Origin of the sequence: Candidatus Methylomicrobium oryzae (assembly GCF_016745425.1) — a bacterium.
Taxonomy (GTDB): domain Bacteria; phylum Pseudomonadota; class Gammaproteobacteria; order Methylococcales; family Methylomonadaceae; genus Methylomicrobium; species Methylomicrobium oryzae.
On record NZ_JAERVK010000010.1, the window covers coordinates 58,046 to 78,059 of the forward strand.

At 59.7% G+C, this 20,014-nt stretch carries 21 protein-coding genes; 12 read left to right on the forward strand and 9 right to left on the reverse strand.

The window, feature by feature from the left end:
- The first annotated feature begins 7 nt into the window (after positions 1 to 7).
- From metK to JJL52_RS12320, 5 genes are all read left to right on the forward strand, one after another.
- Positions 8 to 1,168: a methionine adenosyltransferase gene (gene metK, locus JJL52_RS12300; RefSeq protein WP_202052716.1), complete on the forward strand. Its 1,161-nt coding sequence runs from the start codon at positions 8 to 10 to the stop codon at positions 1,166 to 1,168.
- Positions 1,169 to 1,194: 26 nt separating this feature from the next.
- On the forward strand, positions 1,195 to 2,484 hold the full coding sequence (gene ahcY, locus JJL52_RS12305; RefSeq protein ID WP_202052717.1) for an adenosylhomocysteinase: 1,290 nt from the start codon (positions 1,195 to 1,197) through the stop codon (positions 2,482 to 2,484).
- A 59-nt stretch (positions 2,485 to 2,543) separates the two neighbouring features.
- Positions 2,544 to 3,404, forward strand: coding sequence for a methylenetetrahydrofolate reductase [NAD(P)H] (metF, locus tag JJL52_RS12310; protein WP_202052718.1), 861 nt, complete (start codon positions 2,544 to 2,546; stop codon positions 3,402 to 3,404).
- A gap of 136 nt (positions 3,405 to 3,540) precedes the next feature.
- The gene (locus JJL52_RS12315; protein ID WP_202052719.1) at positions 3,541 to 4,287 is read left to right on the forward strand and encodes a 16S rRNA (uracil(1498)-N(3))-methyltransferase; all 747 of its coding nucleotides are present in this window, start codon (positions 3,541 to 3,543) and stop codon (positions 4,285 to 4,287) included.
- Positions 4,281 to 5,159: a CPBP family glutamic-type intramembrane protease gene (locus tag JJL52_RS12320; protein ID WP_202052720.1), complete on the forward strand. Its 879-nt coding sequence runs from the start codon at positions 4,281 to 4,283 to the stop codon at positions 5,157 to 5,159. Before JJL52_RS12315 ends, JJL52_RS12320 begins: the two co-directional genes overlap by 7 nt.
- Here JJL52_RS12320 and JJL52_RS12325 read toward each other — a convergent pair.
- Together JJL52_RS12325 and JJL52_RS12330 are read right to left on the reverse strand one after the other, a co-directional pair.
- Positions 5,112 to 6,506 carry a cryptochrome/photolyase family protein gene (locus JJL52_RS12325; RefSeq protein ID WP_202052721.1) on the reverse strand — a complete coding sequence of 465 codons (1,395 nt, stop codon included), beginning with the start codon at positions 6,504 to 6,506 and terminating at the stop codon, positions 5,112 to 5,114. The two genes, JJL52_RS12320 and JJL52_RS12325, sit on opposite strands and share 48 nt — an antisense overlap.
- A 38-nt stretch (positions 6,507 to 6,544) precedes the next feature.
- Positions 6,545 to 6,931 (reverse strand): DUF1499 domain-containing protein, encoded by a 387-nt coding sequence (locus tag JJL52_RS12330; protein ID WP_236994230.1) that lies wholly within the window; start codon positions 6,929 to 6,931, stop codon positions 6,545 to 6,547.
- Between the two features lie 195 nt (positions 6,932 to 7,126).
- Here JJL52_RS12330 and JJL52_RS12335 point away from each other — a divergent pair, with 195 nt between their 5' ends.
- The 3 genes from JJL52_RS12335 to JJL52_RS12345 are packed head-to-tail and all read left to right on the forward strand — an operon-like array spanning position 7,127 to position 9,595.
- Entirely contained in the window at positions 7,127 to 8,062 is a 936-nt protein-coding gene (locus JJL52_RS12335; protein ID WP_202052723.1) for a YbgA family protein, read from the forward strand.
- Positions 8,063 to 8,064: 2 nt separating this feature from the next.
- On the forward strand, positions 8,065 to 8,901 hold the full coding sequence (locus JJL52_RS12340; RefSeq protein ID WP_202052724.1) for an SDR family oxidoreductase: 837 nt from the start codon (positions 8,065 to 8,067) through the stop codon (positions 8,899 to 8,901).
- 34 nt (positions 8,902 to 8,935) lie between these two features.
- Positions 8,936 to 9,595 carry a glutathione S-transferase family protein gene (locus tag JJL52_RS12345; protein ID WP_202052725.1) on the forward strand — a complete coding sequence of 220 codons (660 nt, stop codon included), beginning with the start codon at positions 8,936 to 8,938 and terminating at the stop codon, positions 9,593 to 9,595.
- Between the two features lie 5 nt (positions 9,596 to 9,600).
- Here JJL52_RS12345 and bioD read toward each other — a convergent pair whose 3' ends face one another.
- The 5 genes from bioD to bioB form a co-directional block, all read right to left on the reverse strand.
- The gene (gene bioD, locus JJL52_RS12350; RefSeq protein WP_202052726.1) at positions 9,601 to 10,272 is read right to left on the reverse strand and encodes a dethiobiotin synthase; all 672 of its coding nucleotides are present in this window, start codon (positions 10,270 to 10,272) and stop codon (positions 9,601 to 9,603) included.
- A gap of 1 nt (position 10,273) precedes the next feature.
- Positions 10,274 to 11,080 carry a malonyl-ACP O-methyltransferase BioC gene (gene bioC, locus JJL52_RS12355; RefSeq protein WP_202052727.1) on the reverse strand — a complete coding sequence of 269 codons (807 nt, stop codon included), beginning with the start codon at positions 11,078 to 11,080 and terminating at the stop codon, positions 10,274 to 10,276.
- On the reverse strand, positions 11,077 to 11,868 hold the full coding sequence (gene bioH / locus JJL52_RS12360) for a pimeloyl-ACP methyl ester esterase BioH (protein ID WP_202052728.1): 792 nt from the start codon (positions 11,866 to 11,868) through the stop codon (positions 11,077 to 11,079). Before bioH ends, bioC begins: the two co-directional genes overlap by 4 nt.
- A 19-nt stretch (positions 11,869 to 11,887) precedes the next feature.
- On the reverse strand, positions 11,888 to 13,072 hold the full coding sequence (bioF, locus tag JJL52_RS12365; protein WP_202052729.1) for an 8-amino-7-oxononanoate synthase: 1,185 nt from the start codon (positions 13,070 to 13,072) through the stop codon (positions 11,888 to 11,890).
- Positions 13,073 to 13,199: 127 nt separating this feature from the next.
- Complete coding sequence (bioB, locus tag JJL52_RS12370; RefSeq protein ID WP_202052730.1) at positions 13,200 to 14,201, reverse strand: biotin synthase BioB; 1,002 nt, start codon at positions 14,199 to 14,201, stop codon at positions 13,200 to 13,202.
- A gap of 59 nt (positions 14,202 to 14,260) precedes the next feature.
- Between bioB and JJL52_RS12375 the strand changes: the two genes are divergently transcribed.
- From JJL52_RS12375 to JJL52_RS12390, 4 genes are all read left to right on the forward strand, one after another.
- Positions 14,261 to 14,956 (forward strand): double zinc ribbon domain-containing protein, encoded by a 696-nt coding sequence (locus tag JJL52_RS12375; RefSeq protein WP_202052731.1) that lies wholly within the window; start codon positions 14,261 to 14,263, stop codon positions 14,954 to 14,956.
- 551 nt (positions 14,957 to 15,507) lie between these two features.
- Positions 15,508 to 15,867, forward strand: coding sequence for an MbcA/ParS/Xre antitoxin family protein (locus JJL52_RS12380; RefSeq protein WP_236994232.1), 360 nt, complete (start codon positions 15,508 to 15,510; stop codon positions 15,865 to 15,867).
- The gene (locus JJL52_RS12385) at positions 15,864 to 16,574 is read left to right on the forward strand and encodes an RES domain-containing protein (protein ID WP_202052733.1); all 711 of its coding nucleotides are present in this window, start codon (positions 15,864 to 15,866) and stop codon (positions 16,572 to 16,574) included. Before JJL52_RS12380 ends, JJL52_RS12385 begins: the two co-directional genes overlap by 4 nt.
- A 112-nt stretch (positions 16,575 to 16,686) precedes the next feature.
- Positions 16,687 to 18,309: a glycerol-3-phosphate dehydrogenase/oxidase gene (locus JJL52_RS12390; RefSeq protein WP_202052734.1), complete on the forward strand. Its 1,623-nt coding sequence runs from the start codon at positions 16,687 to 16,689 to the stop codon at positions 18,307 to 18,309.
- Here the strand turns inward: JJL52_RS12390 and corA are convergent.
- Both corA and JJL52_RS12400 read right to left on the reverse strand, forming a co-directional pair.
- Entirely contained in the window at positions 18,287 to 19,351 is a 1,065-nt protein-coding gene (gene corA / locus JJL52_RS12395; RefSeq protein WP_202052735.1) for a magnesium/cobalt transporter CorA, read from the reverse strand. The two genes, JJL52_RS12390 and corA, sit on opposite strands and share 23 nt — an antisense overlap.
- Positions 19,352 to 19,356: 5 nt before the next feature.
- Positions 19,357 to 19,998: a YchE family NAAT transporter gene (locus JJL52_RS12400; RefSeq protein ID WP_202052736.1), complete on the reverse strand. Its 642-nt coding sequence runs from the start codon at positions 19,996 to 19,998 to the stop codon at positions 19,357 to 19,359.
- Between the last annotated feature and the right edge of the window lie 16 nt (positions 19,999 to 20,014).

Sequence of the window (20,014 nt, forward strand, 5' to 3'; positions counted from 1 at the left end):
CACTTCTATGAGCAACAATTTCATTTTTACCTCGGAATCGGTATCTGAAGGGCATCCCGACAAAGTGGCGGACCAGATTTCCGATGCGGTGTTGGATGCGCTGCTGGCGCAGGACCCTAAATCGCGGGTGGCCTGCGAGACGATGGTAAAAACCGGCATGGTCATTGTCGCCGGCGAAATTACGACCAACGCCTGGGTCGACCTCGAAGCCCTGGTACGGAAAACGGTTTGCGATATCGGCTACGACCACGGCGACATCGGTTTCGACGGCCAAAGCTGTGCGGTGTTGAATGCGATCGGCAAACAGTCCGCCGACATCGCGATGGGTGTCGACGAAGGCGAAAACCACGAACAGGGCGCAGGCGACCAAGGCCTGATGTTCGGCTATGCGACCAACGAAACCGAGGTGCTGATGCCGGCCCCGATCCAGTATTCGCATCTGTTGGTCAAACGCCAGGCCGAAGTGCGCAAGAACAAGACCTTGCCTTGGCTGCGCCCGGATGCCAAAAGCCAGATCACCTTCCGCTACGAGAATCACAAGCCGGTCGCGATCGACGCGGTGGTGCTGTCGACCCAGCATTCGCCGGACATCAGCAACCAGGCGATCCATGAAGCGGTCATGGACGAAATCATCCTGCCGGTACTGCCGAAGGAATGGATTCATAAAGACACCAAATTTTTCATCAACCCGACCGGCCAGTTCGTGATCGGCGGCCCGGTCGGCGACTGCGGCCTGACCGGGCGCAAGATCATCGTCGACAGCTACGGCGGCATGGCGCGCCACGGCGGCGGCGCCTTTTCCGGCAAGGATCCTTCCAAAGTCGACCGTTCGGCCGCCTATATGGCGCGCTATGTCGCCAAAAATATCGTCGCCGCGGGCCTTGCGGAGCGCTGCGAGCTTCAGGTGTCCTACGCGATCGGCGTGGCCGAGCCGACCTCGATCACGATCGAAACCTTCGGTACCGGCAAGCTGAGCGAAGACCGCCTGGTCGAGATCGTCCGTTCGATTTTCGACCTGCGGCCGAAAGGCCTGATCGCGCAGCTGGACCTGTTGCAGCCGATCTATCAGCCCACCTCCGCCTACGGCCATTTCGGACGCACCGAAGCCACCTTTACCTGGGAAAAAACCGACCAGGTTGACGCCTTGCGCGATGCGGCCGGCATTTAATCAGCATGGAAATGGAGAAGCAGAAAATGAGCCAAGAGTATAAAGTCGCCGACATGGCGCTGGCGGCGTGGGGACGCAAAGAAATCGCCATTGCCGAAACCGAAATGCCGGGGCTGATGGCGCTGCGCGCCGAATACGGCGCCGAACAGCCGCTGAAAGGCGCCCGGATTGCCGGCTGCCTGCACATGACCATTCAGACCGCGGTGCTGATCGAAACCTTGACTGCCCTGGGCGCGGAAGTGCGCTGGTCGTCCTGCAACATCTTTTCCACCCAGGACCATGCCGCCGCCGGAATCGCCGCGGCCGGCATTCCGGTCTTCGCCTGGAAAGGCGAAACCGAGGCCGAATTCGACTGGTGCATCGAACAGACCATCGAAGGCCCGAACGGCTGGCGCCCCAACATGATCCTCGATGACGGCGGCGATTTGACGCTGATGATGCACGAGAAATATCCCGAGCTGATGGCGGGCGTCAAGGGCTTGTCGGAAGAAACCACGACCGGCGTCCTGCGCCTGCACGAACGGGTTGCCCAAGGCACCCTGAGGGTGCCGGCCTTCAACGTCAACGATTCGGTCACCAAATCCAAGTTCGACAACCTCTACGGTTGCCGCGAATCCTTGGTCGACGGCATCAAGCGTGCCACCGACGTGATGGTGGCCGGCAAGATCGCGGTGGTCTGCGGCTACGGCGATGTCGGCAAGGGCTGCGCGCAGTCGCTGCGCGGCTTGGGGGCGACCGTCTGGATCACCGAGATCGATCCGATCTGCGCCCTGCAGGCGGCGATGGAAGGCTACCGGGTCGTGACGATGGAAGAAGCGGCGCCGCGCGCGAACATCTTCGTGACCGCCACCGGCAACGTGAATGTGATCACCCACGCCCACATGCAGGCGATGAAGCATCAGGCGATCGTCTGCAACATCGGCCATTTCGATTCGGAAATCGACATCGCTTCGCTCCGCCAATACCCCTGGGAAAACATCAAGCCGCAGGTCGACCATGTGATCTTCCCGGACGGCAAGCGCCTGATCGTGCTGGCCGAAGGCCGCCTGGTCAACCTCGGCTGCGCCACCGGCCATCCGAGCTTCGTGATGTCCAATTCGTTCTGCAACCAGGTATTGGCGCAGATCGAGCTGTGGCAGCATGCCGAGCAGTACGAGAACAAGGTGTACGTGCTGCCCAAACCGCTGGACGAAAAAGTCGCCCGCCTGCATCTGGCCCAGATCGGCGTCCAGTTGACGCAGTTGACCGAGGAACAGGCCCGGTATATCAATGTGCCGGTCGAAGGCCCGTACAAAGGCGAATCTTACCGTTATTGATTGACTCGTTTCGGGCTGCCCGCGGGACAGCCCGGGACATCCTCCGGCTTAGGTAACGCATGACATCACGCTACACGCACCCGAAGGTGCTCAGTTTCGAGTTTTATCCGCCGAAAACCGACGACGGTGCGGCCAGTCTGAAAGTCGTTCACGACAAGCTGGCCCGGCTGAATCCCGGCTTTTTTTCGGTCACCTTCGGCGCCGGCGGTTCGACCCGCGAGAAGACCTTCGAAACGGTTGTCGAAATTCAGTCCAAAGGCATCGCGGCCGCGCCGCACCTGTCCTGCGTCGCCTCGACCCGGGACAGTATCCGGACGATACTGCAGGACTACCGCGAGCACGGAATCAGCAAGATTGTGGCGCTGCGCGGCGACCTGCCGTCCGGGATGCTGTCTGCCGGAGAGTTCCGCTATGCGAACGAGCTGGTCGAGTTTATCCGCAAGGAAACCGGCGGCACCTTCGAAATTCACGTGGCCGCGTATCCGGAAGTACATCCGCAGGCGCAGAATTCCGACGCCGACTTCACCAACTTCAGGCGCAAGGTCGATGCCGGGGCGGACGCCGCGATTACGCAGTATTTCTACAACGCCGAAGCCTATTTTTATTTCCGCGACCGTTGCGAGCAAAGCGGCATCACCATTCCGATCGTGCCGGGCATCATGCCGATCACGCAGTATGCGCAGCTGTTCCGTTTTTCCGAGATGTGCGGGGCGGACATTCCGCGCTGGCTGCGCAAGCGCCTCGAGTGCCTGGGCGACGACCGCGCCGCGATCCAGGCTTTCGGGCTGGACGTGGTGACCGACTTGTGCCGGAAACTGCTCGAACAGGAGGCGCCCGGCCTGCATTTTTATACGATGAATCAGTCGGGCCCGACGCTCGCGATTCTCGAGAATCTCCAATTCCGGCCGCCGGCGGCATGAATACGCCGTTTTTCCGGGCCGCCTCATATAGACCTGCCAGGTTTTAAAAACCTGGCAGATCTTGCGGCCTTCTCGGACCGAATCTTCGGCGCTGTCCCCCGTCGAATTTCATATTGCCAAGCTTCCCTTCATCGCAATGCGAATCTCCCGACTCTACGTTTCCCAACCGTTGAACTGCGGCCAGCATATCGAGCTTGACGACGACAGCGCGCATTATGTCAGGACCGTGCTGCGTCTGGCGAAAGACGACAAGATCGTCTTATTCGATGGCTCGGGTGCCGATTATCTGTCGGTATTGCTCGAAGCCAGCCGGAACCGGGTGGCCGTGGCGGTCGAGCAACGGCAGAGCCGCGATGTGGAGTCCCCGCTGACGGTGTGCCTCGGGCTCGGCATGGCGCGCGGCGACCGGATGGACTTGTCCGTGCAGAAGGCCGTCGAGCTTGGCGTGAACCGGATTACCCCGATCGAAACCGAGCGTTGCCTGGTGCAGTTGAAAGGCGACAAGCGTGTCCAGCGTTTTACCCATTGGCAGCGCATCGTCCGGCATGCGGCCGAACAATGCGGCCGGAGCATCCTGCCGGAACTGGCGCCGATCACTCCGCTCCATCCATGGGTGCCCGAACAGCAGGGTTTGAAGCTGTTTCTCGACCCTTATGCCGAGATGACCCTGGCCGATTTGCAGCCTGAAAACGATCAAGTGACGCTGTTGACCGGCCCGGAAGGCGGCTTTGCCGACCACGAACGGGAAGCCGCGAAAGCGGCCGGCTTCGTGCCGGTGCGGCTCGGCGGGCGGATTTTACGCACCGAAACCGCTTCGCTGGCGGCCTTGTCCGCGGTGCAAATGCTGTGGGGCGATTTTAGGCTCGGCCCGAAAGCATGCTGAAGCGCATTTATTATGCGCTGGTTCCGCTGGCGGTCTTGCTGGCGGTTTCGCTCCTGGCCTGCCTGCTCGGTTATTTGCTGATTCAGGCCGTCGGCGACCGTTTTACCCTATCCAAAGTCATCTCGAAAACCACGCTGGTTTTTCTGGTGCTGAGTATCTTTCCGGCGATGGCCTGGCTCAGGATCGGCCGCCACGACTTGGGCTTTGCCGCCGGGAACCTGTGGCTCAAGCAGATTCCGCAGGGTTTCGCGCTTGGCCTCCTGACACTGCTGCCGGTGCTGTCGGCCGAGTATCTCCTGGGCATTCAAAGCCTCGACCCGGCGAAAGCGTGGACGGTCCTGCTGATCGCCCGGAAGATGGGCTTGCTCCTGTTATTGTCGCTGCTGATTTCGCTGATCGAAGAGTCGCTGTTCCGCGGTTTGCTGATCGCGTCGCTGGGCAGGAAAATGCCGCTGTTCGCCGCGATCGCAGTCAGCGCGCTCTATTATGCTTCGCTGCACTTCCTGCACAGCCATTCCCAGGTTTCAGGCAAAGGGGCGAGTTTAGCGAGCGGTTTCCGGCTGCTCGCCGAAGCGTTCGGGAATCTGTTTAACGGGTACAATTTTCCGGACTGGCTGGCTTTATTTACGGTCGGCATTTTTCTGGGCATTCTGCGAACCCGCGCGTCCGCGAATCTCGGGCTTTGCATCGGCTGCCATTCGGCCTGGGTCTGGCAGATCAAGATGGGCAAGACCCTGTTCGATACGCATCACAATGCCGAATACGGCTTTCTGGTCGGCTATTACGACGGGGTGATCGGTTGGCTGGTAGCCGGCTGGCTGGCGCTATTTCTGCTCGCTTACGGCGTTTACCTTCGCGTTCGCGGCGTTTGAAAACCGTTCCTTCGCGGCGCGGCTCTCGGTGGCATGGTCGACGATGGGAGCCGGATAGCCGCTTCCGCCGTGTTTTTTGTCCCAGCGGTGCAGGGTTTCCGCCGGGAATTTGCGCACTTCCGGCAGCCAGCGGTAAAGATAGCCGCCGTCCGGGTCGAATTTCCGCTGCTGTGTCCAGGGATTGAAGATCCTGAAATAGGGCTGGGCGTCGCAGCCGGTCGAGGCCGCCCATTGCCAGTTTCCGTTGTTCACGCAGGGGTCGTAATCGACCAGACGGCTCGCAAAATAGCGTTCGCCCCAGCGCCAGTGGATGTGGAGATCCTTGACCAGGAACGAAGCGGCGATCATCCTGACCCGGTTATGCATGAAGCCGGTTTCGTTCAGTTCGCGCATGCCCGCATCGACGATCGGAAACCCGGTCCTGCCTTCGCACCAGGCCGCGAACCGGTCCGGCCGGTTCTCCCATTCCAGGTTCTCGAATTTCTTTAGAAAAGGCTGTCCGAATACGCGCGGAAAGTGGTAAGCGATATGAGTGAAAAAATCGCGCCAGTACAGTTGGCGCAGCAGCGGATGGTCGTCGCCCAGCTGTGACCGGATCGCATAATAAGCTTCGCGCGCGGAGCAACAGCCGAACTTCAGGTAGGCCGACAGCCGGCTGGTGGCATTCAGCTCCGGGTAGTCGCGCCTCTGTTCGTAATCGGCAAGCCGGTCGAGCCGGTTGAGTATCGCCAAGGCTTCGCGCCGCCCGCCGCTTACCGTGTTCCGGGCCGGTGCGTCCGCCATGTCTCCTTCCACCAACGGCCTGTTGCCTTCCGATGCGAAAAAATTCGCGCCGGCCAGCGGCACGGGCAAATCGACCGGATTCTGCTGCGCCCGCCGATAAAACGCGGTAAACACTTGATACGGCGTACCGTCGCTTTTGAGCAGGCTTTCCGGTTCGTTCAGCAGCGCATCGGGAAGCACGTGCAGATCGATTCCGAGTTCGCGGCAAACCTCGGCCATTTCCTCGTCGCGGCGGCGGCTGAACGGCGTGTAATCGCGGTTGACGAATACCGCGCCGATCTTCAGTTTGGCGGACAGCTCTCGAACCACCCGGCAAGGTTCCTCGTGAAAGACGGCGAGCTTGCCGTCCGCAGCGGCAAATTGTGTTTGTAGATCATTCAGCGACTGCCGCATGAAGTGCAGGGCAGGCAGGCTCTGATAAGGATGCGGCCGGATCTGCCGGGGATCGAAGATGAAACAGGGCAGCACCCGGCGCGAATGCTTGAGCGCCGCATTGAGTGCGGTGTTGTCTTCCAGCCGAAGGTCGCGACGGAAAATGAACAACGAGAGCGGGTAACGGGACATTGAACGGCCGGCAGTTGTAACAATCCAATAAAGCTAAATTATTCGATAACCCCGGCCTGCTGCAGGGTGGTTCGCAATCTTTCCACCCGCCTGCGGTTGACGCCGAAGTCGCTGTAACCGACCCGGGAGGCGGAACGGATGTGGATCAGGCCGGCATCGGCATCCAGTATCGCTTCGATATCGTCGACGAAACGGAAGATCAGGCTGGTCGCTTCCGCATGCACCGTATCGCCGCTTGCTTCGGTAATCACGGTGCGGCTTTGTCCGGTCAGCGCGTTTTTCAAAGCCGCAAACGCCGATTCCGGTTTGCCTTTGATTTTGAAGGGCGGGATGAAATGCTCGCCGGTTGCCTGGCTCGATACGCAGTTCGGGCTCTTCGGGCAGGGCGGCAGGGTTTTCGCTTCGGTGGGATTACTGAGCGTCATAATGATCAATCCTAGAAAAAATGATTGGATAATCTTCATAAAGGGACTCATTGCACGGAAAAAAGCCAAGGCTTTCAGCCGCCGAAAATCTTCTTTGACGCGACTCGTGATCGAACTACGAAACGCTGTCACGTATAATGGTTGTGTACAATGTACCCTAACAATTCCGGTTTGCAACGGCGGTATTGAAGCAGCATGAACAAAATTCCGATCGGCATCAGCAGTTGTCTGCTTGGTCAGGAAGTCCGTTTCGACGGCGGCCACAAGCACGATTCCTATATTACCGGGACGCTCGGCCAATATTTCGAGTTCCACCCGTTCTGCCCGGAGGTCGAGATAGGCCTGGGCGTCCCGCGGCCGACGTTGCATCTGGTCGATAGCGACGGACGGATACGTTGCGTCGGGGTGAAGGACCCCGAACGCGACGTAACCGACAGGCTGCGCGCGCATGCGGAGGGACTCAAAGAGCGGCATGCCGGTCTGTGCGGCTACATTCTGAAAAAGGACTCGCCGAGCTGCGGGATGGAGCGCGTCAAGGTCTATCACGGCGGGCAGCCGCGCAAGGAGGGCGTCGGGATCTATGCGGAGGCGATGATGAAAGCGAATCCGCTGCTGCCGGTCGAAGAAGAAGGACGGCTCGGCGATCCGGGACTGCGCGAGAATTTCGTCCAGCGCGTTTATGTCTACTACCGCTGGAAGCAACTCGTCGCCGAAGGCATTTCCGCCCAAAGTCTGACCCGGTTCCATGCCCGCCACAAACTGATCATCATGAGTCACGGCGATTACCGCGAGCTCGGGCGGATGCTGGCCGGTCTGACGAAGGAGAATCTGGCCGAGACGGCCGGGCAGTATATCGCCGGGCTGATGAAACTGCTGAAACACGTGCCGACTCGCAGCCAGCACGTGAATGTGCTGCAGCATATCCAGGGCTATTTGAAAAAGGAACTCGATTTCGACGACAAGGCCGAAATGGTGGAAGTGATCGAACGCTATCGGCGCGGCGAAATTCCGCTGATCGTGCCTTTGACTTTGCTCAAGCATCATTTCCGGAAAGCCCCGGATCCTTACATCGACGACTCCTATTACATGTCGCCTTACCCGCAGGAACTGCGGCTGATCAACGCGCTGTAACGATGGCCAGGATTTTGATCGTCGGCTGCGGCGATGTCGGAATGCGGCTCGGAAAGCGGTTGATCGCCGAGGGGCATCGAGTGACCGGTTTAAAGCGGCAACCGCCCGACGTCGGGGAAGAGATTCGTTACCTGAAAGCGGACATTTCCAATGCGGATGCGCTCGCCGGCCTCGACGCGGATTTCGACCAACTGTTCTTTATCGTCTCGGCCGACGGCCGGAGCGAAACCGGCTACCGAGCCGTTTATCAAACCGGTTTAAGAAACGTGCTGGAAAAATTTCCCCGAATACCCTGGATCTTCGTGTCTTCCACCAGCGTTTACGGGCAATCGCGCGGCGAATGGGTCGATGAAATGTCTCCCGCCGAACCGGACAATCCGAACGCCCGGCTGATCCGGGAAGCGGAAAAACGGGTGCTGGCTGCGCATCCCGGCAATATCGTCGTGCGTTTTTCCGGCATCTACGGGCCGGGACGCGAACATCTGGTCAGGCTGGCGGCGAGCCGGCCGGCGATTCAGCAAACGCCGCCTTACTATACGAACCGGATTCACCGGGACGACTGTGTCGGCGTGCTGGCCTTCCTCTTCGAACAGCGCCGGGCGGGCAGGGCATTGGATGCGTGTTATCTGGCCAGCGACGATGACCCCGCGTCGATGTGGGAAGTCGTCTCCTGGCTGGCCGAACGCCAGCAGTGCCCTCTTCCGGCCGTCAAAGAGGCCGGCGACGATGCGCCGATGAACAAGCGCTGCAATAATGCCCGCTTGAAGGCGCTGGGGTACCGTTTTTCATATCCCGGTTATCGGGAAGGTTACGGTTGGGTAAAAGCGCTCCGGGATTGATGGCGGATCGCAACGCATTCATTCGGAATTTGCGATGATGGAAATTTTCTGGGGCTGCGGCAGCCCGTATTCCTGGCGGGTCCAACTGGCGCTGGAAATCAAAGGAATCCCTTACTTAAGCCGGCAATTGCGTTTTGCCGACGATGATCTCAAGTCGGACGAGTTCCTGGCCATCAATCCCCGTGGACAGGTTCCCGCACTGAGAGACGGCGGATTGACGCTGTACGAGTCGATCGCAATTCTCGCTTATCTCGATGCGATACGGCCGGAGCCGGCCCTGTTCGGAAGCGGCCCTGAGGAGCATGGACTGATCTGGCGGCTGATCATGGAATGCGTTTATTATCTGGAACCGCACATGACTGCGTTCGCGGGCACGATCTTTTCCGGAGAGTTGCCGGAAAAAACGGACGAAGCGATCGCGTCCCGCCGGCAGGTCGAGCAGGAGCTGGACCGGCTCGAAGCGCTGCTGGAGCGAAACGATTATCTGGCAGGCAACCGGCTCACCGCGGCGGACGTGGCGGTTTATCCGGTCGTTCAGCTCCTGCTGATCGCCGCCCGGCGCGAAAACACCGAGGCGGTCAGCGGCAGGCTATGCCGGGCCGATGCGCATTTTCCGGCCCTCAACGCGTGGTGCGAGCGAATCGAGGCATTGCCCGGATTCGCAAGGACCAATCCGCCGCATTGGCGGGTTTGAGGACATCAGAGCCGATCCGGATTAAGGAAACGGCCGAGATCGTTTAAATCGGCACTCGGCAGATAGGGGATTGTCCCCAGCAGAGGCGCAGCCAATGCCTCCTTGAGAGTGGCGATATTGGCTTCCGCGCAGAGCATGTCAGGGTCGTTGCACACCGCAATCCAGCCGGCCAGTCTGAGTCCTTTCAGCGCGATCGCTTCGGCGGTCAACTTCGCATGATTGATGCAGCCGAGTTTGATTCCGGCAGCCAGGATCACCGGCAGGCCTAAGGTCAGGGCAAGGTCGCTGATGTCCTGGTGCGCGTTGACCGGCGCATACCAGCCGCCCGCGCCTTCGACCAGAACGGTATCGGCTCGCGCCTGCAATTGCTCGAAGCGGGATTTTAGCACGGCGAAATCGGCCGGGTTGTCGCTGCCGGCCAGATGCGGCGAAATCGGCAGTTCGTAGGCGTACGGATTGATCAGGTCGTAATCGAGGGAAACGCTGGCATGGGCCTGCAGCAGCAGCGCGTCTTCGTTTGCCAATTTTCCGCTCCGAAACCGGCAGCCCGAGGCGACCGGTTTCATGCCTGCAACCTTTTTTCCCCGGTATTTGAAGGCCTGCATGAGCGCCAGCGTCGCCCAGGTTTTGCCGGCGTTGGTGTCGGTGCCGGTAATGAAATAGCCTTGCTGGATCATCTCAAGCGCGCGCGGAAACTTGCAGGATTTCGAAAGTGGCGGGAAGCGAGCCTTCGGTCCGGAGGCGCTCATACGCACGGTTCATCGCCTCTATCCGCGCTTTACCGGTCAGGTGTTTCGGCCGGCCAAGGTGGGCGTTGTGGGCGCCGATCGCCTTGAGTTCGCGCATCAGGTCGACCACATTCGCATAGCGGGGCGTATGGACGGATTGTCGTACCCGGCATGCGCTAAAACCCGTTGTTTGCAGGAGACAGAGCAATTCCTGCCCGGTATGAAACGCGTTCACATGCGGCAGATCGTCGACTTCCGCCCAGGCGCTCTTGAGTTCCTTCAGGGTTTGCGGGCCGAATGTCGAGAAGATCAACGGACTGCCGGGTTTCATAATCCGCTTCAGGTCGGCCAGCACCCGATCCAGCCGCTCGCACCACTGCAGCGCCAGATTCGAGTATACGCCGTCCAGACACGCGTCCGCGAACGGCAGGCGTTCGGCGTCGGCGCAGATGTAATTAACCTTCGAATCCGCGTTAAGAGGCAGGCCTAGCTTGGCGCGCGCGGCATCGAGCATGGCTGGGGCGATGTCCAGCGCAATCACGGCGCTGGGAGGCGTAAGGACGGATGACAACAGCTCGGTCAGATTGCCGGTGCCGCAGCCGAGATCGAGCACGGTGCCGCGGATGCCGGCTTCCTCGATCGGCTGCATCAGGTCGGACGCGCTCCGGCGCTGCAGTGCGGCGGCCTGATCGTAAGTCCCGGAGGCGGCGCCGAACGATTGCCGGATCCGGGGTTTGTCGAGCAAGGCCGCGCTCATCGGGACTCCATAAAGCCGGCAATGATCGCCAGCAGTTGTTCCTGATGGGTCAGGAAGGGGACATGCCCGGCCTTCTCCAGCCGGTGTAATTGCAGTTTCGGCTGCAGGCGCTGGAGATGCGCGCCGACCGCGTGCGGCACCAGGGTGTCCCGCCCGCCCAGAATCGCCGCGACGGGCCGGTCGAAGGCGGCCAGGGCCAGACGCAAGTCGGCCTCTTTCAGCACGCGCAGCCCCTGCAGAAGCGAGGCATTGTCGGGCGGAGCGCATTCGAAAACGGCCGCTTTCAAGGTCTTCAACAACGCTTTCGTTTCCGGCAATCCGTGCACCTGCAGGGCTAAAAAGCGCAGCAGGGTTTGCTGGGCATCGGCGGTCAACTGGCCGGAAAAGGCCTCGAGCACGCGGGGCGAGACGCCGGGCCAATGGTCGGGATCGTCGGCGGAGTCATGGGTGCGGACGAAGCGGGGATTGCCGGCCAGCAGAAGCAAACGGTCGGCGCGGTCCGGGAAGCGGGAGGCGACATCGAGCGCGACCGTTGCGCCGAGCGACCAGCCCAGCCAGCAGGCCGGCTCATCGCCGACCGCGGCCAGCAGGGCAGGGCCGAGATGTTCCAGGTCGAACGCGGAAATCCTGCCGCTGCGTCCGTGTCCCGGCAGATCGACGCAGGTGACGTGGTAATGCCCGGCCAGCGCCTCGGCAAAGGGCCGCCAGATGCCCGAGTGCATGCCCCAGCCGTGCACCATCACGATCGGTTTTCCGCGTCCGTAGGTTTCTGTATGAATGTGTGTCATTTAGGAAGTTCAATGCCGTTTACGGCGCCGTGTCCGTATCATTTTTAGCCTTTAGTCGGTCCAGTGCCTCCAGCAGCCTGTCGACCTGCGCTTCCTCATGGGCCGCGGAAAACGTGACTCTAAGCCGCGCGCTGCCTTGCGGTACGGTCGGCGGCCGGATTGCGCCGATCAAAAAACCCGATTCGAGCAGTTCTTCGCTGAGCGCCGCGGCTTTCCGGCTGTCGCCGATCAGGATCGGCTGGATCGGCGAGGGAGACGGCATGAGTTCGAGGCCGATCTGTGCGGCGCCGTGCCGGAAGCGCTCGGTCAAGATTTTCAGCTTGTCGCGCCGCCAGGTTTCGGCATGGGCAAGCCGCAGGCTCGCGCGCGTCGCTTCCGCGACCGCGGGCGGCAGCGCGGTGGTATAGATGTAGGTGCGCGCTTTCTGGATCAACAGTTCGATCAGGGTGTCGGAGCCGGCCACGAATGCGCCGAAGGTGCCGAACGCCTTGCCCAGCGTGCCGACCAGCCCGGGTACGTCGGTTTGATTCAGGCCGAAATGTTCGAGCACGCCGCCGCCCCGTTCGCCGAGCACCCCAAGGCCGTGCGCATCGTCGACCAGCAGCCAGGCGCCGGCTTCTTGCGCGAGTTCGGCGAGGGCCGGCAGCGGTGCCAGATCGCCGTCCATGCTGAAGACCCCGTCAGTCACGATCAGTTTTTTGCCGCCGGCGCCAGACATTGTGTTTTTCAAGTGTTCGAGGTCGGCATGGCGGTAGCGCTTCAAGCGCGCGCCAGACAATAGGCCGCCGTCGATTAGCGAGGCATGGTTCAGGCGGTCTTCGAGTACCGTATCGCCGCTGGCGGTCAGCGCGGCAATCGCGCCGAGGTTTGCCATGTAACCGGTCGAAAACAGCAAGGCCCGGCTACGGCCGGTAAATTCGGCCAGTTCCTCTTCGAGTGCGTGATGCGCCATGCTATGGCCGCAGACCAGATGCGCGGAACCGCTGCCGACGCCGTAGCGGTCGGCGGCGTTTTTGAAGGCGCCGATCACCTCAGGATGATTCGCAAGGCCCAGGTAATCGTTGCTGCAAAAATTGACCAGTTCGCGGCCGTCGGCCGTCAGATGCACGCCTTGCGGTGAGGCGACGATTCGCCTTCTGCGGTATAAGCCTTGGGCCGCAACGGTTTCGAGCGTCTGTTCGGCGTCGGTTTGGAAGGCGTTCATTCAAAAAATCAGCGAAATAGCGAGTAGGTTGGGTGAGGCGTCAGCCGTAACCCAACATGAGTCTTCAAACGGGTCGGGTTGCAAACAGCGCAACCCCACCTACCTTTTGAGCCCTTGTCGATGGCTGTTATTGATGCGCGTAGCTGGAACCGCCCATATGCACGCCGAGCCGGTCGAACAGGGCTTTGTCGCGGTTCGTCATCGGGTTGTCGGTGGTCAGGAGCTTGTCGCCGTAGAAGATCGAATTGGCGCCGGCCAGAAAGCACAACGCCTGCATTTCGTCATTCATGTCGGTACGGCCCGCCGACAGGCGCACGCGCGATTTCGGCATCATGATCCGCGCAACCGCGATCGTCCGGATGAAGACGAACGGATCCAGCGTCTCGGTGCCCATCAGCGGTGTGCCTTCGACTTGTACCAGCATGTTGATCGGCACGCTTTCCGGGTGCGATGGCAGGTTTGCCAGTTCGATCAGCAGCTTGGCGCGGTCATCGTCGCTTTCGCCCATCCCGACGATGCCGCCGCAGCAGACGTTGATGCCGGCGCCGCGGACGCGCGCGAGCGTGTCGAGGCGGTCCTGGTAGGTGCGGGTGGTGATCACTTCGGAATAATACTCTTCGGACGTGTCGAGGTTGTGATTGTAGTAATCGAGGCCGCCTTCCTTCAGGCGCGCGGTCTGTTCGTCGGTCAGCATCCCGAGCGTGACGCAGGTTTCCATGCCCAGCGCTTTGACGCCCTGCACCATTTCGACTACTCTCTCGATATCCTTGTCCTTCGGCCTGCGCCAGGCGGCGCCCATGCAGAAGCGGCTCGCGCCTTCCGCCTTGGCCCGTTCCGCGGCTTTCAGGACTTCATCGACCGGCATCAAGGCTTCCGGCTTCAGGCCGGTATCGTAACGGGCGCTTTGCGGGCAGTAGCCGCAATCTTCCGAACAGGAGCCGGTCTTGATGCTCAACAGGCTGCTGACCTGCACTTCGTTCGGGTCGAAGTAAGCCCGGTGCGCGCATTGCGCCTTGAAGATCAGGTCATTGAAAGGGAGCGCAAACAGTGCGCGCACTTCTTCGAGTTGCCAGTCGTGACGGACCGGCGCGGCGGCTTCGAGGGCGCTGGCGGCAGGGTGTGCGGTCATGCGAAAAATCTCCGGGTAGGGCTGAATTGAAAACCGATCAACTCAATTCTCTAAAAAGGGTGAACAACTGGCTCGATATTATACAGCAACTGCTGTTTCCGCCAACCTGTGTCCTGTGCGGGAGTGCGGGACAGGCGGGGCGCGACCTTTGCTTGCCGTGCCGGGAGCAATTGCCGGTCAATGCCTGCTGTTGCCCGCGTTGCGCAAATCCGCTGGCAGCGGCTGATGCGGACCGGCTTTGCGGGCGCTGCATCAGCCGGCCGCCGGCATTCGATCGGGTCCATGCGCCTTTTCTGTACCGGGAAGGCATGCGCCATCTGATCACCGGCCTGAAATTCGGTTCCCGCCATGCCCATGCGCGTTTGCTCGGGCAGCTGCTGGCCGAGCATGTCGGCCGGCATGCGGCAATGCCCGATTGCGTGATGCCGGTGCCGCTGCACAGAACGCGTTACCGGGAGCGCGGTTTCAATCAGGCGATCGAAATTGCCAGACTGATCGCTGCCGAAACCGGGGTTCCGCTCGATCTCTACAGTTGCCGGCGGCGGCGCGCCACGCCGCATCAGGCCGGCCTGACTTCCAAACAGCGGCAGCGGAACATCAAAAATGCGTTCGAACTGGTCAAGCCGTTGCCTTACCGGCATGTGGCGATTCTCGACGATGTAATGACGACCGGTTCCACCGTGCAGGAGATGGCCTTGCTGCTCAAACGGCAAGGCGTCGAACGGGTCGACGTCTGGGTTTGCGCCCGCGCCTGATGCGGTGTGATCAAGATCCACGAAAAACACGAAAGGCACGAAAGGCACGAAAAAATTGAGGAAAGAAATCGGGGGCAAAATTTCAACGTTGGCTCTGAGCTGAGGCCCTTTTCCTCCACTGAAATTACGCAGCCTTCCCGGCAATCGAACCTCGCCGTCATTCTATTGCGTTCGATCTGTCCGTCACCGGAATTGGGTTGGTCGTTGCGCTCGACTACGCGAAGGGCTTTCCGTGTTGCATCGAGCTTCCTCTTAGGATCTGGCCGATATTAACTTCCTGGTATGAGGGGTAGACCTGCTAGTTTTTAAAAGCTGGCAGGTCTTGGGCCGGGAAGTTATTCGGAGCCGAATCCTTAGGGTTCAATCTGACCGTTTTTGTCTTGCCGTACGATTTTTTTCCGTTTGCTCCGTTCCCCCTCGTGAAGCAAATGCCTAAAATCTTGACAAAGTTCATAAATGAACTTATTTTTTAATTTCATTTATAAATATACTTTATCAGACGGTGCAGTATGTTATCGATCGCTAGCGGACGCTTGGGCCACGATGAGGCAATGATTGCAAAAAGCGCGTTACGGGTTTTTTTTAATATTGCTGAAGCCTGGAAGCTCAGTACGGATGAAGCAATGACCCTGCTGGGCCTGGATGCGAGAAGTACCTTTTTCAAGTGGAAAAAACAGCCTGAACTGGCCAAATTGAATCCCGACAAGTTGGAACGGCTCTCCTACATTTTCGGCATTTACAAAGCCCTGCAGGTTTTGTTGCCTAAATCCGAAGCGGCGGACCAATGGATCAAGCGCCCCAATAAAGCCCCCCCGTTTCAGGGGCAATCGGCGCTTGAGCGGATGCTGAAAGGCCGCGTCGTCGATTTATATGTGGTTCGGCAGTATCTCGACGGACAACGCGGGTGGTGACGGCAATATCACCGCCGATCAACCGCGTGGTTTGGCAGCCTTGTTGGCGGCTGGTCCCCAGCCGATTTCCGCCGGTGGGCTTGTTTGATCGGGTTGCCGCTCCGGAGGACCTGGACATTGTTTTCGCGATCGAGGCGCTGACGAATGACCGCTTACTCGACGAATCCGGCGATATCCGGCTCGTGCCTGTGAGGGACCGTATCTCAGGCCCTGGCACCACGCCGATCATGGCGGCCTTTACCCATCTCATCCCCGAAGGAAGCCGCTTCACGGACGGGACTTATGGGGTTTATTATGCCGGCAGCGACGTGGATACGGCGATTGCGGAAACCCGATTTCATAAGGCGCGGTTTTTAGCCGCTACGAACGAGCCGCCGATTGAAATCGACATGCGCAGCTATGCGACCGATCTGGATGCGGAGCTTCATGATATTCGCCAAATGCAGGCTCAACTGCCGGAGATTTATACCGATAATCCTTTGCACTATGGACATCCGCAAACATTGGCGAAAGGATTGCGCGACTCGGGTTCGAACGGGCTCGTCTATGACAGCGTTCGCTACGCCGGCGGAGAGTGTGTCGCCGTCTTCAGGCCGCGTTTACTCTCCCCAGTTCGGCAAGGCCCCCACTTTTGCTACGTCTGGAATGGAGAAGCCATCACGGACGTGTATCAAAAAAGCCATTACCAACCCGGTCAACCGTTCTAATAAGCCATCTAACCGTAGCGACCTGCAATTGAAAACCCAAAGCTGCAATCGTCTAACGGTTGAACGGATTGAGCCATGAAATCTTTCGTGCTTTTCGTGTTTTTCGTGGACAATGCGCGGCATCAGTGATGAGGTATTTACGGCGGCTGAGGCAATAAAGCAAATGATGGTGCGCGATTTTTCCCGATTGGATGGGCAGATATTCGATGTGCTGATTTGCGGCGGCGGCATTTACGGCGCCTGGACCGCCTATGATGCGGCTCTGCGCGGATTGAAAGTTGCGCTGGTCGACCGGGGCGACTGGGCGAATGCGACATCCAGCGCTTCGAGCAAGCTGGTACACGGCGGCCTTCGCTATCTCGAAAATTTCGATTTCAAACTGGTGCGCAAAACGCTGGCCGAACGGCAGATGCTGTTGGCCGCGGCGCCGCACCGGGTGCGTCCGTTGCGTTTCGGGGTGCCGGTCTACCGGGGCGGCCGGTTGGACCGCTTTCGGCTGGCGGTCGGCCTGACGTTGTATGACGGACTGGCCGGAGCGATCGGCGGAGATCACGGTTTTCGTTATTACGGCGAACGCAGGTTCGCCGGGCGTTTCCCGTTTTTGCGCGCCGACGGCCTGAAAGCCGGATTTACCTACCTCGATGCCCAGACCGACGATGCCAGGCTGGTGCTGGAACTGGTGGCCGGCGCCCAAAGCGCCGGCGCGGTCTGCGTGAATTACTGCGAAGCGAGCGATTTTCTGGAGCGGGACGGCAAACTTTCCGCTGCGGTCGTGACCGACCGGACGACAGGCGAAAGCATGACCGTGCGGGCGCGGCACTTCGTGAATACGGCCGGGCAATGGGCTTTCCGATTGCGGCAAGGCCGGCAGAACTACCGCCTCAGCAAGGGAGTGCATCTGGTGCTGCCGAATCTGTTGGGCAACGAGGCGTTATTGCTGACCGCGCAGGCCGACGGTCGGGTATTCTTCATGATTCCCTGGTACGGACGGACGCTGGTCGGCACGACTGACACTGATTATTCGGGCGACATCGATGCGGTCAGGGCCGATGCGGAGGACATCGACTATCTGTTGAACGAAGTGAACCATTTCGCCCGGAACACGCATTGGACGAAAGACGACATTATCGGCGCTTTCGCAGGGCTGCGCGTACTGAAGGCAAGCGATGACTCCTCCCCGTCGGCGGTCAGCCGCGACTGGGCGCTGCATGCGGCGCCCAACGGCCTATTGACCTCGATCGGCGGCAAACTGACCTCGGCCCGAAGCGATGCGGCGCAGATCGTAGATCGCCTCTGCCGCGAATTGAGTAAACCGGTCCGTTGCGCGACCTTCGGCAAGCCGCTGCCCTGGTCGCCGTCGGCTGATTTTCCGGCTTGGTCCGAAGCGATGATCCGGCGCGCCGTTGAACTGGGCATCGACCGCGAAAGCGCCGAATGGCTGCTGTTCCGGTACGGCAGCCGCGTCCCGGAAATCTTCGAACAGTGCGGGCAGCAGCCCGGGTCGGCGGCGCGGATCGTGGCGGACGCGCCGTTTATCGTTGCCGATTTGCTGGTCTGCGCGCGCACCGAAATGGTCGTGCATCTCGAGGATCTGCTTCGGCGCAGGCTGCCTTTGCTGATTCTGGCGAAACTGGCGCCGAAAGAGGTAAGGCGGATTGCGGAAACGATCGCGCCGGTTCTGGGCTGGGATCAGGACAGAATCGAGGCGGAACTCAAATCCACTTGCGTTTCTTAAAGAAGATCAGCAGTACGCCCGCGATGACGATAAACACCGCCCACAATGCCGGATAGCCCCATTTCCATTTCAGTTCGGGCATGTATTCGAAATTCATCCCGTACACGCCGGCAATGAAGGTCAACGGAATGAACAGCGTCGCGAACACGGTCAGTACTTTCATCGTTTCGTTCATTTTGTTGCTGATGCTGGACAGGTAGATATCCAGCATGCCGGAAATCAGGTCGCGGTAGGATTCCAGCGTTTCGATGATCCGGATCGCATGGTCGTAGACATCGGTGAAATCCTGCTTGGTGCGCTGTTTCAGGAGCGGGGATTCGCTGCGGTGGATCGCCGCCAGCAATTCCCGGAGCGGGGAGACGGACCGGCGCAAATAGACCAGTTCGCGCTTGATCTTCTGGATCGTGCCCAGAGTGCGGTGGGTCGGGTTGGTCAGGAGCTCGTCTTCGACCGTTTCGATCAGTTCGTCATAAGCATCCTGCAGCGCGAAGTATTCGTCGATGACCGTATCCATGATCACGTAAGCCAGATAGTCGCCTTTTTGCGTGCGGATATGGCTTTGCGGTACCTTCAGCCGATTGATGATCGGGTCCAGAATCGTGTCGGGTTTTTCCTTGAAGGTGAAGACGATATTGTTCAACAGCAGCAGGCTGATCTGTTCGTACTCGACCGAAGCATCGCCGTTCAGTAAAGCGATTGCTTTGAAGACGATGTACAGATAATTCTCGAATTCTTCGAATTTGGGCCGCTGATGCGTGTTCAGGATGTCTTCGAGCACCAAGTGGTGAATGTTGAAATGTCGGCCGATTGCCTCGACGATCGAGACATTCTGCAGGCCGTTTACGATGATCCAGGTGACCGTTTCGGGCGTGTCGTACTGTAGGATCTCGTCCACTGAGGCGAGTGTGCGTATTTCAAGTAGAGAGGCGTTGTAATTGATTACCGTAATGCTCTGGAGGTGGTCGTGCACTTCGCCGACATGCACGAGCGAACCGGGCGGCATGCCCGATTTTTCGGAAGCATAGCTTAACGATTCGATCATGCGCGTCAAAGATGGGTGGATAAAACCGGAAACAAGCCTTTCAAGCCGCTCGCCATGAATTCGATCGCCAGCGCCGACAGGATCAGGCCCATCAGACGGGTAAAGACGTTGACGCCGGTCTGCCCCAGGTGCCGGGTCAGCCAGGGAATGAAGCGGATGACGGCCCATAAGATCAGCACGACCGCGAGAATGTCGAGGCTGATCAGCAAATAGTGTTCGATGCTGTTGCCCATTTGCGCATACAGGATCACCGCGCTGATCGCGCCGGGGCCGGCCAAAAGCGGCATCGACACCGGCACGATCGCGAGCGAGCGGTGGTTTTCGAGCGCTTCGGCTTCCTGCCGGTTATGCACCGTTTCGCTGGTTTTGGCTTGCAGCATCGAGAGCGCCATCAGCATCAGCAAAATGCCGCCGCTGATTTTAAAGGAATTGATGCTGATCCCGAAAAAATGCAGCAGATCTTCGCCGATGAACAGTGCGGCCAGCAGGATTGCCGCGACCGCCAGCGCGGCGGTGCCGGCGATCGAATTCAGTTCGTTCCGGTCGCCGCGCGCCGCCAGACCGGCAATGATCGGCATGACGCCGATCGGATCGACCACTGCCAGCAGCGCAATGAAGATTTTGATATAGTCGCTATAGTCGAGCATCGTGTATCTTCTCCCG

Bases quoted from the DNA above. Each gene is read 5' to 3' on its own strand.
- bioH (WP_202052728.1), bottom strand. From the start codon at position 11,868: ATGACACACATTCATACAGAAACCTACGGACGCGGAAAACCGATCGTG.
- JJL52_RS12325 (WP_202052721.1), bottom strand. From the start codon at position 6,506: ATGTCCCGTTACCCGCTCTCGTTGTTCATTTTCCGTCGCGACCTTCGG.
- JJL52_RS12335 (WP_202052723.1), top strand. From the start codon at position 7,127: ATGAACAAAATTCCGATCGGCATCAGCAGTTGTCTGCTTGGTCAGGAA.
- bioD (WP_202052726.1), bottom strand. From the start codon at position 10,272: ATGATCCAGCAAGGCTATTTCATTACCGGCACCGACACCAACGCCGGC.
- corA (WP_202052735.1), bottom strand. From the start codon at position 19,351: ATGATCGAATCGTTAAGCTATGCTTCCGAAAAATCGGGCATGCCGCCC.
- metF (WP_202052718.1), top strand. From the start codon at position 2,544: ATGACATCACGCTACACGCACCCGAAGGTGCTCAGTTTCGAGTTTTAT.
- bioB (WP_202052730.1), bottom strand. From the start codon at position 14,201: ATGACCGCACACCCTGCCGCCAGCGCCCTCGAAGCCGCCGCGCCGGTC.
- JJL52_RS12400 (WP_202052736.1), bottom strand. From the start codon at position 19,998: ATGCTCGACTATAGCGACTATATCAAAATCTTCATTGCGCTGCTGGCA.
- JJL52_RS12315 (WP_202052719.1), top strand. From the start codon at position 3,541: ATGCGAATCTCCCGACTCTACGTTTCCCAACCGTTGAACTGCGGCCAG.
- JJL52_RS12345 (WP_202052725.1), top strand. From the start codon at position 8,936: ATGATGGAAATTTTCTGGGGCTGCGGCAGCCCGTATTCCTGGCGGGTC.
- JJL52_RS12330 (WP_236994230.1), bottom strand. From the start codon at position 6,931: ATGACGCTCAGTAATCCCACCGAAGCGAAAACCCTGCCGCCCTGCCCG.
- bioC (WP_202052727.1), bottom strand. From the start codon at position 11,080: ATGAGCGCGGCCTTGCTCGACAAACCCCGGATCCGGCAATCGTTCGGC.
- JJL52_RS12320 (WP_202052720.1), top strand. From the start codon at position 4,281: ATGCTGAAGCGCATTTATTATGCGCTGGTTCCGCTGGCGGTCTTGCTG.
- JJL52_RS12340 (WP_202052724.1), top strand. From the start codon at position 8,065: ATGGCCAGGATTTTGATCGTCGGCTGCGGCGATGTCGGAATGCGGCTC.
- ahcY (WP_202052717.1), top strand. From the start codon at position 1,195: ATGAGCCAAGAGTATAAAGTCGCCGACATGGCGCTGGCGGCGTGGGGA.
- metK (WP_202052716.1), top strand. From the start codon at position 8: ATGAGCAACAATTTCATTTTTACCTCGGAATCGGTATCTGAAGGGCAT.
- JJL52_RS12380 (WP_236994232.1), top strand. From the start codon at position 15,508: ATGATTGCAAAAAGCGCGTTACGGGTTTTTTTTAATATTGCTGAAGCC.
- bioF (WP_202052729.1), bottom strand. From the start codon at position 13,072: ATGAACGCCTTCCAAACCGACGCCGAACAGACGCTCGAAACCGTTGCG.
- JJL52_RS12390 (WP_202052734.1), top strand. From the start codon at position 16,687: ATGCGCGGCATCAGTGATGAGGTATTTACGGCGGCTGAGGCAATAAAG.